General features: G+C 55.6%; 12 protein-coding genes. 5 read left to right on the top strand and 7 right to left on the bottom strand.

The annotated features are described in order from the left end of the window. Positions 1-2: 2 nt before the first annotated feature. The gene (locus MRBBS_RS02215; RefSeq protein ID WP_413540180.1) at positions 3-530 is read right to left on the bottom strand and encodes a molybdenum cofactor guanylyltransferase; all 528 of its coding nucleotides are present in this window, start codon (positions 528-530) and stop codon (positions 3-5) included. A 293-nt stretch (positions 531-823) separates the two neighbouring features. Beyond that, entirely contained in the window at positions 824-1,150 is a 327-nt protein-coding gene (trxA, locus tag MRBBS_RS02210) for a thioredoxin TrxA (protein WP_014869806.1), read from the bottom strand. Between the two features lie 276 nt (positions 1,151-1,426). On the opposite strand from trxA, the gene ppx reads away from it, so the two are divergent. Further along, the gene (gene ppx / locus MRBBS_RS02205) at positions 1,427-2,953 is read left to right on the top strand and encodes an exopolyphosphatase (RefSeq protein WP_014869804.1); all 1,527 of its coding nucleotides are present in this window, start codon (positions 1,427-1,429) and stop codon (positions 2,951-2,953) included. Positions 2,954-3,018: 65 nt separating this feature from the next. Here ppx and MRBBS_RS02200 read toward each other — a convergent pair whose 3' ends face one another. Beyond that, on the bottom strand, positions 3,019-4,959 hold the full coding sequence (locus MRBBS_RS02200) for an ATP-binding cassette domain-containing protein (protein WP_187290769.1): 1,941 nt from the start codon (positions 4,957-4,959) through the stop codon (positions 3,019-3,021). Positions 4,960-4,996: 37 nt separating this feature from the next. Here MRBBS_RS02200 and MRBBS_RS02195 point away from each other — a divergent pair, with 37 nt between their 5' ends. From MRBBS_RS02195 to MRBBS_RS02185, 3 genes are all read left to right on the top strand, one after another. After that, complete coding sequence (locus tag MRBBS_RS02195) at positions 4,997-5,557, top strand: TIGR02444 family protein (protein ID WP_014869802.1); 561 nt, start codon at positions 4,997-4,999, stop codon at positions 5,555-5,557. Continuing rightward, the gene (locus tag MRBBS_RS02190) at positions 5,554-5,934 is read left to right on the top strand and encodes a DUF4124 domain-containing protein (protein WP_014869801.1); all 381 of its coding nucleotides are present in this window, start codon (positions 5,554-5,556) and stop codon (positions 5,932-5,934) included. The genes MRBBS_RS02195 and MRBBS_RS02190 overlap by 4 nt, the downstream gene beginning before the upstream one ends. Before the next feature lie 193 nt (positions 5,935-6,127). After that, the gene (locus MRBBS_RS02185) at positions 6,128-6,844 is read left to right on the top strand and encodes an FKBP-type peptidyl-prolyl cis-trans isomerase (RefSeq protein ID WP_014869799.1); all 717 of its coding nucleotides are present in this window, start codon (positions 6,128-6,130) and stop codon (positions 6,842-6,844) included. Between the two features lie 71 nt (positions 6,845-6,915). Here the strand turns inward: MRBBS_RS02185 and rsd are convergent, their stop codons facing one another. Both rsd and MRBBS_RS02175 read right to left on the bottom strand, forming a co-directional pair. Then, positions 6,916-7,398: a sigma D regulator gene (gene rsd / locus MRBBS_RS02180; protein ID WP_014869798.1), complete on the bottom strand. Its 483-nt coding sequence runs from the start codon at positions 7,396-7,398 to the stop codon at positions 6,916-6,918. Between the two features lie 114 nt (positions 7,399-7,512). Beyond that, complete coding sequence (locus MRBBS_RS02175; protein WP_014869797.1) at positions 7,513-8,043, bottom strand: disulfide bond formation protein B; 531 nt, start codon at positions 8,041-8,043, stop codon at positions 7,513-7,515. 68 nt (positions 8,044-8,111) lie between these two features. Between MRBBS_RS02175 and MRBBS_RS02170 the strand changes: the two genes are divergently transcribed. Next, on the top strand, positions 8,112-8,546 hold the full coding sequence (locus MRBBS_RS02170; protein WP_014869796.1) for a flagellar basal body-associated FliL family protein: 435 nt from the start codon (positions 8,112-8,114) through the stop codon (positions 8,544-8,546). A 15-nt stretch (positions 8,547-8,561) separates the two neighbouring features. On the opposite strand, the gene gshA is transcribed toward MRBBS_RS02170, so the two are convergent. Together gshA and MRBBS_RS02160 are read right to left on the bottom strand one after the other, a co-directional pair. Continuing rightward, positions 8,562-10,118 carry a glutamate--cysteine ligase gene (gshA, locus tag MRBBS_RS02165; RefSeq protein ID WP_014869795.1) on the bottom strand — a complete coding sequence of 519 codons (1,557 nt, stop codon included), beginning with the start codon at positions 10,116-10,118 and terminating at the stop codon, positions 8,562-8,564. A gap of 52 nt (positions 10,119-10,170) precedes the next feature. Beyond that, a complete protein-coding gene (locus tag MRBBS_RS02160; protein ID WP_014869794.1) occupies positions 10,171-12,516 on the bottom strand; it encodes a Tex family protein in 2,346 nt (781 codons plus the stop codon). Positions 12,517-12,528 lie beyond the last annotated feature (12 nt).

The following is a 12,528-nucleotide window of genomic DNA, read 5'->3' as shown; positions in this document are numbered from 1 at the left end:
CGTCAATCCTTTAGATCTTGCGGCCGATTGCGGTTAGTGAACAGCTCGGACAGCCCAGGACATTCTAAAAATTGGGCCTGCTGGCCGCGGGCAAACATCATAACCCGACGGTTATCGTCACACAGCTGCTGCTCAAGCGCCGCCGCCATAGCCACCGGATAAACCCCGTGTAACGGATGGTCACGCCCGTCGCACCGGGCTATCACCGGCCGATCGGGAGCGCTGCGCCAGGCCTGCAACAGCTGCCGCAGTAGCGCAGGGGTAACGCCGGGCGTGTCGCAGGGGCACACCAGCGCCGCCCCGTATCCGCGGTCTCCGGCCTCCTGCAAACCTGCTAACAGGCCCGCCAGTGGCCCCTGCCCAGCAAACTCAGGAGCGTCAGTAAACACTTCTCCCAAGCGGCTGTATTCCTCGATGGAACGGTTGGCGCTGATCAGCGGCGAACCGGTTGCGGATCGTAAAGCCTCTGCAACCCAGGCTGCCATAGGCCTGCCGCGCCAGTGCAACATGCCTTTGTCTTTTCCATCCATACGCGTGCCTGCACCTCCTGCCAGCAGCAGGCCAACAACCGGCAAGGGTGCTTGGGGACTGGGGGGTCAGTGTTCATCACGTTTTTTTATGGCCGTTTTACCTGTCACCGTCGAGTTCATTGTCGCCAGTGTTTGCATTATGACCGTGATCAGCATTTTCGCTAATGTCATTACAGGCGTCAGGGGCGCGACTGGCACCATAAAAAACCGCCCTAGAGCAGAGCTCCGGGGCGGTTTTTTAGCCTGGCTTTTCAGTCGGGCTGTTCAGTCGGTTCTTCAGTCGGGTTATGCAATCAAAGATTGCTGTCCAGAAACGCTGCCAGCTGGGACTTAGACAAAGCACCTACTTTGGTCGCGTCCACATTGCCATTTTTGAACAGCATCAACGTAGGAATACCACGGATGTTGAACTTGGGTGGCGTTTGCTCGTTCTCATCAATGTTGAGCTTACAGACTTTCAGCTTGCCGGCATATTCCTCGGCAATTTCTTCCAGCACCGGCGCGATCATTTTACACGGGCCACACCACTCAGCCCAGTAATCCACTAGTACCGGCACATCAGACTGCAGTACGTCCTGTTCAAAGGAGGCATCGGTTACGTTAATAATATTTTCGCTCATTCTGATTTCCTGTTTCTGGCATCTGCCCGGTAACAGATGCAGTTAACTGTATTGACTATCGATATCATTTTGAAAACTGCACGACAACTCACGCTTTACATGGACCATGCTTCCAGTGGCCAATACTTTACGCCATTGCTCCAGCTGTTGTGAAGCCTTCGCTGACAGGCGGGGCATTCCACGCTTGATAAACCACCGGCAGTCAGGCTGGCTGACAGGCCCTCGGGTTATCGCTATAGTACGCCCTACGTTCATCCCACAAGGATTCATAACCCAGTGACGGCAGAACCCAACGCCGAAAACGTTTCCGCGCCTCCTGATATGCTTGCCGCTATCGATATGGGCTCAAACAGCTTTCACATGGTGGTTGCGCGCCTGGTGCACGGTGAGATTCGTACCATGGAAAAAATGGGCGAAAAAGTTCAGCTCGGAGCCGGGCTTGACGCCCAGAACCGCCTGACCGACGAGGTTCAGGAACGGGCTCTGGCCTGCCTGAGCCGCTTTGCCCAGCGCCTGCAGGGCATGCCTCCGGAAGCTGTACAAATTGTTGGCACTAACGCCCTGCGCATTGCTCGCAACGCCAACGAGTTTCTCAGCCGCGCTGAGGAAGTGCTGGGCTACTCGGTAGAAGTGATTGCCGGGCGTGAGGAAGCGCGACTGATTTACTTAGGTGTTGCCCACACTCTTTCTGACGACACCGGCCGCCGGCTGGTGATCGACATAGGCGGTGGTAGCACCGAATTTGTGATTGGCCAACGCTTTGAGCCGGAAGCCCTGGAAAGCATGCACATGGGCTGCGTGTCGTTTCGTAATCGCTACTTTCAGGACGGAAAAATCAGTCGCCGCAGTTTGGACAGTGCCATCACTCATGCCGAGCAAGAACTGCAGAGTATTCGCCGCCAGTATCGGGCGATGGGCTGGCAAAGCGCCGTGGGTTCTTCAGGGTCGGTAAAAGCCATCGGCCAGGCTCTGGCCACGCTCAAGATTACCGATGGCACCATCACCCTGGAAGCCATGCAGGAATTGCGTAAACGGCTGGTTAGCATGGGCCACGTTGAGCGTTTAAGCGAAATTGGTGTACGCCCAGACCGGCAAAGTATTTTCCCTGGCGGCTTCGCCATTCTAATGGGCGCGTTTCAGTCACTGGGAATTGAAACCATGAGCTTTGCCGATGGCGCGCTGCGCGAAGGCCTACTGTACGGAATTGTCGGGCGAATACGCCATGAAGATGTACGGGAACGAACCATTTCCGCACTACAAGAACGCTACCACGTTGACCAGCAACACGGCGCCGCCGTAGAAGCCAGCGCGGTGGCGGCCTGGGCGCAGGTTGCGGAAACCTGGAAGGTGAACAGCTTCAGCGACGAAGATACCCTGCGCTGGGCCTGCAAGCTGCATGAAATCGGCTTGACCATCTCACACAGCCAATACCACAAGCACGGTGCTTATCTTTTGCAATATTCGGACTTGCCCGGTTTTACCCAACAGTTCCAGTGGGATCTGGCGGCCTTGGTGCGCGGGCACCGGCGCAAGTTTACCGCAGCCATTTGGGCCGGAACCTTAGCTGAAGACATCCCGCGCTTGCGCTACCTATGCATACTGGTGCGCCTGGGTGTGCTGCTGCAGCACGCCCGCAATCTGGAAGAACCTCCAGAGCTGACGTTGAAAGCGTCAGCGAACAAGCTCAGCATTCGCTTCCCTAAGGGCTGGCTGGAACAACGCCCTCTAACCTTGGCAGACCTAAAAAATGAACGGGACTACCTACTACGTCAAGACTTCAGTCTGGACATTATCACTGAATAAAAAATCACCGAGTAAGAAACTGGCGCCGGAAGTGCCAGTTTCTGCTGCAAAGTGGTAAAGCAACCTTAACTTTCCAGCTCCGCTTCCAGAGCTTCGACCGTTTCGCTGACGTCCAGCCACTGAGTCTCTACAGCTGCCATTTTTTGGCGCGCCTCGGCCTGCCGGCCCAACAGCGCTTTTAACTGTTGTTTGCCGCTGTCACTGTACAGCGCCGGATTGGTCAGCTCGGCGTCCATCTCCGCCAGCGCAGCCTGCATGCTATCCATCTGTTTTTCCAGTGTGGCCTGCTGTTTGCGGAACGGGCTGATTTTCTGGCGCACAGCCGCCTCGGCGCGCTTGCGGACCTTGCGGTCATCGGCACTTTCACCATTGACTACCGCGTCCTGGCCACCCTCTGCGGCAACAGACTGTCGCTTTGGCGCCTCGGTGTCGTCTTTGCGGCGATCAGCCAGCCAGCGCTCATAATCCTCAAGGTCGCCCTGGTACTCAACGACGCGGCCATCGTTCACCAGCCAGAACTCATCGACGGTGTTGCGCAGCAAGTGGCGATCGTGCGACACCACCACAATTGCGCCATCAAAGTTCTGCAGGGCCATGGTGAGCGCCTGGCGCATTTCCAGATCAAGATGGTTGGTAGGCTCATCCAGCAGCAGCAGATTGGGCCGCTGCCAGGCGATCACTGCCAGCGCCACCCGAGCTTTTTCGCCGCCGGAGAAGGACCGTATCGGTGACAGGGCCGCATTGCCATGAAAGTCAAAACCGCCGAGAAAATTACGAATACTCTGATCCGACGCCCGCGGGCTCAAGCGCTGCAGGTGCAAAAAGGGGCTGGCGTCCAAATCAAGGGATTCGAGCTGATGCTGGGCAAAATAGCCAATAGCCAGATGCTCGCCGCAGGTACGCTCACCGTTAATTAGCGTGGCCTCACCCCGCAGACTGTCCATAAGAGTGGATTTACCCGCACCATTAGGACCAAGCAAACCAATGCGACTGCCCGGTAACAAGCTCAGGTTCAGGTTGCGCAGAATCGTCACGTCGCCGTGACCGGCTTGGCCCTGCCGTATGCTCAGCAGCGGGTTTGACACTTTTTCGGCTAAAGGAAATTGAAAATTGAACGGTGAATCAATGTGTGCAGGCGCAATTTTTTCCATGCGCTCCAGAGATTTCACTCGGCTCTGGGCCTGACGAGCCTTGGTGGCTTGAGCCTTGAATCGGTCAATAAAACGCTGAATCTCAGCAATGCGCGCTTGCTGACGCTCGAATCCGGCCTGCTGTTGGGCCAGGCGCTCGCTGCGCTGGACTTCAAAGGCTGAGTAATTACCGCTATACAGTGCCAGATCGCGCCGATCAAAGTGCACGACATGTGTCGCGACTCTGTCCATGAAATCCCGGTCGTGGGAGATGAACAGCAGGGTTCCAGAATAGCGTCGTAGCCAGTTTTCCAGCCAAAGACAGGCGTCCAGATCCAGGTGGTTGGTCGGCTCGTCCAGCAGCATCAAATCGGACGGGCGCATCAGCGCCTGGGCCAAATTCAGACGAATCCGCCAGCCTCCCGAGAAACTCGAAACCGGGTGATCAGCATCGCCATCACTGAAGCCCAACCCGCGTAGCAGCGACTCGGCGCGGCGCGATGCAGACCACGCCTCGTGCAGGTCTAGCTCGCCATGGATACGGGCTTGGGCCAGGTCGTCCTGCGCAGCTTCCGCTCTTGCCAGTTCGTGTTCCAGGCGGCGCAAATCGAAATCGCCGTCCAATACAAAGTCTCGCGCGCTACGCCCGGTCGCCTCAACTTCCTGAGCCATGTGAGCAATGCGACAGCCTCCGGGCAGAGAAAAATTGCCGTGCTCTGGAGCCAAATCACCCAATAAAAGCTGAAACAAACTGGACTTGCCGGCACCATTGGCGCCCACAATGGCCATGCGTTGGCCCGGTTGCACGGTCAAGCTGACGCCTTCTAGCAACCACGCACCGCCTCGTTGTAAACTAAGATCACTAATTGTTAACATGTTTTAATTCTGGCACTTTAATAATTTCAGGGAAGCCTTGGAAACTGCACCGGACGATATTACGGTCATACCGCAAACCGCAGCCAGCCTGGCACTGCCGGCAGTTTTGCAGACCGACACAGAGCTTTGGTCTTTTGCCTTATCATGCTGGCAAAAACCGGGCGTTGCGTCTGCCTGCCTGTCATTGCAACAACAAGGCTGGAGTGTGACCCGCATTCTATGTGCGGCCTGGCAGGCGAATCAGCACAGAACTTACACCGGGCTAGAAGCTGTTACGGTAACAGAGTGGCGCAACCGTGTAACCGTGGCACTGCGTGACATAAAAAGAGCACTGCCGAAAGACTCGGGAAGTTGTTATAACTTGCGCGCAGACGTGGCCCGCCTGGAACTTGAAGCCGAGCGTGTCGAACTCGCTCTGGCGTGGCAAACGCTGAACACTCAAACAGAAGAGCCGGCGATGCAAGATCGCAACATTTTGATCATCGGCAATCTGACAGCAGCGGCGCCTTGTGCAGACAGCGCACGAGCAGCTGCCTCAGATATTCATCAACTGGCGTCTGTTTTGACTTTTTCGCGCCCCGGAGCGCAATCAACATGATGATTAAATGGCTGGTACGGCTAGCCTTTCCTGCTTTGGGCGTATTGTTATTGCTGATTATTTTTGGTTTGGGAACGCCCGAACAAGTGACACGGCCATTGGCTCAAGAAAAAAAATCGACAGAAATTCCCGCCTTCGAAACCCTGGTTCCAGAGTCAGTGGTGATAGATTCACCCGACATTATTTTCAAGTGGCGAGATACCAATGGCAACTGGCATTATGCTGACCAGCCACCGCCCCGGGGGCCTTGGAACACCTTGGCTATAGAACGGCCGAACCCACTCCGTGGCAAGGCTGGCAGCGCAGAGTCTGAAGTCGACTGGCAGGCACCGTATAAAGCGCCATTCAACATGGGCGTGGGCGCTTCAGGAAGTTAGTAGGTGCCTCATGACGTTAGTCGGTGCTTCGGGCAATTAAGTGAGTGGCCGTTTGGCCATTAACAGATGTTCAGTGGCGTAAAGCCGATGTTATAGGTACCTTCTCGCCAGCATTATATCGGATACCCTCAATCAGCCAGCGCCGGCCAAGCCTGGCCGTTGCGATTTATTTATTAATATAAAGGATGGATTCATGAAGAAAACGCTGTTTGCACTGACGATTGCCGGCCTTGTTGCGGGCTGCTCTTCCGCTCAAGAAGCACCTAAAGACCCCACGCTGGAATCCAACAGCGAAAAAGTCAGTTATGGCATGGGCCTGGTAATGGGTGAGCGCATGGGTAACGACCTGCCAGACCTGCAGATGGAACAGTTTCTGCAGGGCATTCAGCACGGCAACAGCAGCGATCAGGCACAGCGCCGGATGACCCAGGAAGAAATTCAAGAAGCGCTAATGGCTTACCAGCAGAAACTGCAGGAAGATCAGTCCAAGCAAATGGGGGAAATGGCGCAGAAAAATGTGGATGCGGGAAACGCTTTTCTGGCTGAAAATGCCAAGCGCGAGGGCGTAGCAACCACCGATTCCGGCTTGCAGTACGAAGTGCTTGAAACCGGCAATGGCCCACAACCAAGCGCCGGCGAAACGGTAACAGTCCACTACACGGGCGAGTTGTTGAATGGCGAGGTGTTTGACAGCTCCCGCGAGCGCGGTGAACCTGTTTCATTTCGTCTAGACCAGGTCATTCCCGGCTGGACAGAGGGCTTGCAGCTGATGAACGAAGGCGCGCGTTACAAACTCTATATTCCATCAGACCTGGCATATGGCCCGGGCGGCAATCGCGCGATTGGTCCCAATGAAACATTGGTTTTTGACGTGGAACTGATAGCGGTTAACCCGGACAGTGCCCAGTAACGGCTTTTTGCAGTTAACCATTAACATCTGGGCGGCGCCAAAAGCATGCCGCCCAAGTTTACCAACAGCTCTCAGGCTGGCTCTACTTTGTCTGCGTTGGCGGTGTGGAGATGAGCGATCAGAAGATCTTCCAGCTCAAAACGACTGGCCAGGGTTTCACCCACTCGCGATAACTCCGTAAACAACGCCTGCATTTCCGACTCGGAGAGTTCGCGACCATCTATCTTGTCATTGAAGTCAAGAATTACTTGGGTGGTTTCGGTAATACGCGGATACACCTTTGCGACCAGTTCCAAGCCCTCGTCGTCGTTAAATTCTCGCGCCTCACGCACCAGTTGCTCGTAGATTTCAAAGTGGCCGGCGGAAACGTAATCCATTAACATTTCACACAGCAAAACCAATTTTGGTCTTAGGCTCTCGGTCTGGGAATAGTCGTTTTCGGCAGACAGCTCACAATAGCGCACCAAGACATCTTGACGCTCCTTAAGCCAACGGTCGATCAGATCACTGACCCCGCCCCACCGTTCACGGGCATTTCGACAATGCTCCAACATAACGCCTGTACTCCACTTGGTGTTCTATCTGGCTAATACCTTCTGAACGTGCAGATAAGTCTATGCAAGTTACCCTATGGCAGTGACCAGCCGCAACCGTTTGTGGCTGCGATCTTACCAGGGCCGCTTTGGCGCGGGGCGCAAACACAGATAAAGACCGACCAGCGCCACGCAAACAAAAAACAGCGCGCTCCACCCCGGAATACTCAGGCCCAGAAAACGCCAGACCACCGCCGCACAGTCACCGGTCCCGCGAACTGCGGTCGCCAGTACTTCCGACCAAGGCAGCACCTCCAGCATGTAATCCACCGATGGGCCGCAAGCCGGCACTTGGTCCGCAGGCAAGCTTTGTAGCCAGAGCTGGCGACTGGCCAAGCCCAACCCCGTGCCCGCAGCTAGCGCCAGAAAAAGACCGTATATCCGTGTGGCGATCGCCCCCGGGCCATGTAGCCACGCCAACAGGCTGACCAACCCGGCTGCCATGAAGGCAAACCGCTGTAACCAGCACAAAGGACAAGGCTCCAGCCCCATCACATGTTCCATATAAAATGCCACCGCAAGCAGTGCGGCACACACCAAAAAAATAACGGCAAACAGGATTCTGCTGGTCAAAAGATCACCTCGGAAATAGGAATGGGACTGCATCTGTGCTACCAGCCTGTTATTGTAATAATTGTTGTGAAACTATCGCGGTTATCAGAGTTGTCAGGGTTATGACTGTATTGAAAAAAATGATGCCAAAAATCTTCATCGCCCTTTTTCTGATGGCGCTCGCAGTTGTCGCCTACGGTGAAGAGCCCGACGAACCAGCAGAACCGACCGTTACCGATTATATATCACTGGAGCCCGCGTTTGTGACCCACATAGGACCGCCAGGCAGCAAGCTTTCCTATCTGAAAGCCAGTGTTAGCTTGCGCGCCAACGCCAGCACCGCTCGCCCCGCCGTAGAAGCCCACATGCCCCGCATACGCCATGAGCTGGTACTGCTGTTTGGCGAGCAAAACGATGTTGATGCGCTTACCCTGCCAGGCACTCAGCAAACACTGGCAACAGAAGCCAACTCCCGCATCAATCAGGTCTTGGAAAGCCAGCACACCGGTGAAGCCGTTAGCGGCGTGCTGTTTACCGAGTTTGTGGTGCAAAAGTGACCATTACTCAGGTGCTCAGCTTTGCTGATACTGGTTCAGGTAGTCGGCAAAGCTTAGGGTATCCGCGGCTTCAATCTGCTGCTGCTGCTGCAAGGACTCAAGGGTAAACGCTGTATATTGCTGCTGTACGGCATCTGACAGTGGCTGCGCGAGCAAGCTGTGCTTATGCTGAAGGGACATTTCCAGCGCCCAGTCGCGGTGGCCCAAGCCACTACTGGCCATTGCATCCAAGACCTGCTGCGATGGCAAACACCAGCTGCCCTCCAACTTGTGCCGCTGCTCCGCCAGAGCCCGCACGTAGGTGGCGTCGCCATTCCAACCGTCGAGCTGTTCCGCCAGTGGCTGCAACGAATCCAGAAGTTCAAGCGCCGTCTCTCCGGCGTTAACACTGCGATTGCCCAGCTGCAACGCCAAGTCGCGTCCGCGTCCGCGCGCTACAACATCCTTGAAATTGTTATCCAACAGGGCACACTCATCGTCACCAATCCGCGGGCTGTCCTGTAACAGGCAGTCCAACAAGAACAGGTCGAGGAAATCCACTTGCGGCGCGGTAATACCCACGGCGGCAAACGGGTCTAGATCCAGACACCGCACCTCGATGTATTCCACCCCGCGGCTCATCAACGCATGGATGGGCTTTTCACCACTGGCAACGGTGCGCTTCGGCCGTAAGGCACTGTAATACTCGTTTTCAATCTGCAGCACGCTGGTATTAAGCTGAATATATTCACCGTCGCGATTTATGCCCATTTTTTCGTAGGGCGGCCAGGGCGTGTGAATGGCTCGTTCCAAAGTGCGGGTATAGGTTTTTAGCTCGTTAAAACAGATGTTCAAAGACGCCTGGGCATTGTTGTGGTAACCCAAATCGCCCATGCGCAGCGAGCTGGCCTGCTCACCAAAAAAAGTATTTGCATTAAAGCTGCTGAGGTTGTGCCTTACGTTGGCAACAAAACTCTGGTCCAGCGCTGGTGAAGCGCCAAACAGCAGCATTAACAACCAGCTACGGCGGCGGAAATTACGAATCAACCAGAAGTACTGCTCAGATTTGAAATCTTGCAGGCTCAGCTCGCTGCCGCCCACAGCCTGTTGCCACTGCTGCCAAAACCCTTCGGGTAACGACACGTTGTAATGGGTACCGGCGATACTTTGCATCATTCGCCCGTAGCGCACCGCCAAGCCTTGGCGATACACGTGTTTCATCTTACCCACATTGGAGCTGCCGTAGTTGGCGATGGGAATACTGCTGTCGCCATCCAGACCACAGGGCATACTGGCGGCCCAGAATACTTCGTCGCCCAAGTTCTGCTGCACAAATTGATGGGTGTGGCCCAGCGCTTCAAGCATGCCGGCGGTGGTGTCATACACCGGCGTAATCAGCTCCAGCAGAGATTCCGAATAATCGGTGGTAATGCGCGGGTGGGTCAACGCCGAACCCAGAGCGTGCGGGTGCGGGGTTTGTGCGATGAAGCCGCTGGCATCGGCACGCAAACCTTCTTTTTCAACACCTTTACGAAAGCCCTGCCATTCGCTGGCGGCAAACTGCTTAAATATGTGATGGCGTGATTGAGCCATGAAAAACTCCTGCTGCAACCGCTGTGGTTGCCAAGTAAAGTTGCCAAGTAAATTAACGGTCGCGCTTGTTGGCCGACGCCATGGCCTGAGCCAGAGCTCCTGCCATGGCGCCTTGACCCTGACCCTGATTCTGACTCGCAGCCGGCGCCGGTTTTTGCGCGCTAGCCGCATTGTTGCGATTTGGGCTTGGGTTTTTGTCACCACGGGGCCGTTCAGCCGGCTGCTGGCCAGGCTGATCACTCATGCGCATGGTCAAAGCGATGCGCTTACGCGGAATATCCACCTCCATCACCTTCACTTTTACGATGTCGCCAGCTTTCACCACTTCCCGCGGATCTTTTATAAAACGGTCTGCCAACGCCGATATATGGACCAGACCGTCTTGGTGCACGCCAATATCCACGAAAGCGCCAAAATTGGTGACGTTGGTGACCGACCCTTCCAGCACCATTCCCGGCTCCAGATCTTTCAGGGTTTCTACGCCTTCTTCAAAGCTGGCGAAGCGGAATTCCGGCCGTGGGTCGCGCCCCGGCTTTTCCAACTCGGCAAAGATGTCTTTGACCGTGGGCAAGCCAAACTGCTCGGTCACATAATCCTGCGGGTTCAGGCTGCGCAAAAATGCCGCATCACCCACCAGGTTATTCATATCCCGGTGATTTTTAGCGGCGATGGTTTCCACCACGCGATAAGCTTCCGGGTGCACCGAAGAACGATCTAGCGGATTGTCACCATCGCTGATGCGCAAAAAGCCCGCCGCCTGTTCGAAGCTGCGAGCCCCCAAACGCGGCACTTTCATCAGCTGCTTGCGGTTACGGAATTGGCCGTTCTGGCTGCGATAATCCACGATATTCTGGGCAATGGTGGGGTTTAAGCCAGATACACGGGTTAACAGCGGCACCGACGCGGTGTTCAGATCGACTCCTACGCCGTTTACACAGTCTTCTACGACTGCATTCAGGCTGCGCGATAGCTGTACCTGCGATACGTCGTGCTGATATTGGCCCACACCAATAGATTTTGGCTCAATTTTAACCAATTCCGCCAACGGGTCCTGCAAACGCCGAGCAATGGATACCGCACCGCGAATGGTGACGTCCAGGTCCGGCAACTCCCGCGAGGCGAATTCCGACGCTGAATAAATAGACGCACCCGATTCGCTGACCACAATGCGCGCCAATTTCAGTTCCGGGTAGCGCTTGCACAGATCGGCCACCAGTTTATCGGTTTCCCGCGAGGCAGTGCCATTGCCAATAGCCACCAACTCGATGTTGTACTGGCGACACCATTTGCGCAATTGCTCTATCGACGCTTCCCATTGGTTTCGTGGGGCGTGGGGAAATATAGCCCCGTGGTCCACCACCTGCCCTATGCCGTCAATTACGGCCACTTTCACGCCGCTACGCAGGCCGGGATCCAGGCCCAGGGTGGCTCGGGGCCCGGCCGGAGCAAGCAACAACAAATCTTTGAGGTTATCCGCAAATACCTGGATAGCCTCAGTTTCAGCGGCCTCTCGGATCTGGCCTATCAGGTCAGTTTCGAGCTGGCCAGACAGCTTTACCCGCCAAGTCCAGCGCACCACTTCGGCCAGCCACTTGTCGGCCGCCCGGCTCTGGTCGCGGACATTCCAGTGGGCGGCAATGTAAGATTCCGCCGGGTGCGGCTGGCGACGATCGTCGCTGTTTTCTCCAACGGCAATGGTGTAGCTCAGAATGCCCTCGTTGCGGCCACGTAGAATAGCCAGAGCGCGGTGCGACGGCACTTTTTTTAACGCTTCGCTGTAGTCAAAGTAATCACGGAATTTGGCACCTTCGTCCTCTTTACCAGCAATAACGGTGACTTTCAGCTGGCCTTGCTGCCAGATGAAACCGCGCAGCTGGCCCAGAAGCTCAGCGTCTTCTGCAAAACGCTCCATCAGGATGGCACGGGCGCCTTCCAAGGCTAACTTGCTGTCAGCCACATCGGCGCTCACGAATTGCGTTGCCAAAACCTCTGGCACGTGCGTTGGGTCGTTATAAAGGCCATCGGCCAGTGGTTCAAGACCTGCCTCACGGGCAATCTGGGCTTTGGTACGGCGTTTGGGTTTGTAAGGCAGGTAGAGATCTTCCAGACGGTTCTTGGTGTCTGCACCGTTAATGCTGGCTTTCAACAGATCGGTCAATTTGCCCTGTTCGTCAATACTGGCAAAAATGGTGGCGCGGCGGTCTTCCAGTTCGCGCAGATAGCGCAGGCGCTCTTCCAGGGCTCGCAACTGGATGTCGTCAAGCGCGCCGGTCAGCTCTTTGCGATAGCGGGCAATAAAAGGCACGGTCGCACCGCCGTTTAACAGCTCAACAGTGGCGTTAACCTGCTCTTCACGTACACCAAGCTCATTCGCAATGCGTCGGGAAATACTGTTCATGCTACCTCTACT

This window comes from Marinobacter sp. BSs20148, assembly GCF_000283275.1.
GTDB classification, from domain to species: domain Bacteria; phylum Pseudomonadota; class Gammaproteobacteria; order Pseudomonadales; family Oleiphilaceae; genus Marinobacter; species Marinobacter psychrophilus.
Note: the sequence above shows the minus strand (reverse complement) of the source record. Positions and strands in the feature narration are given on the sequence as shown.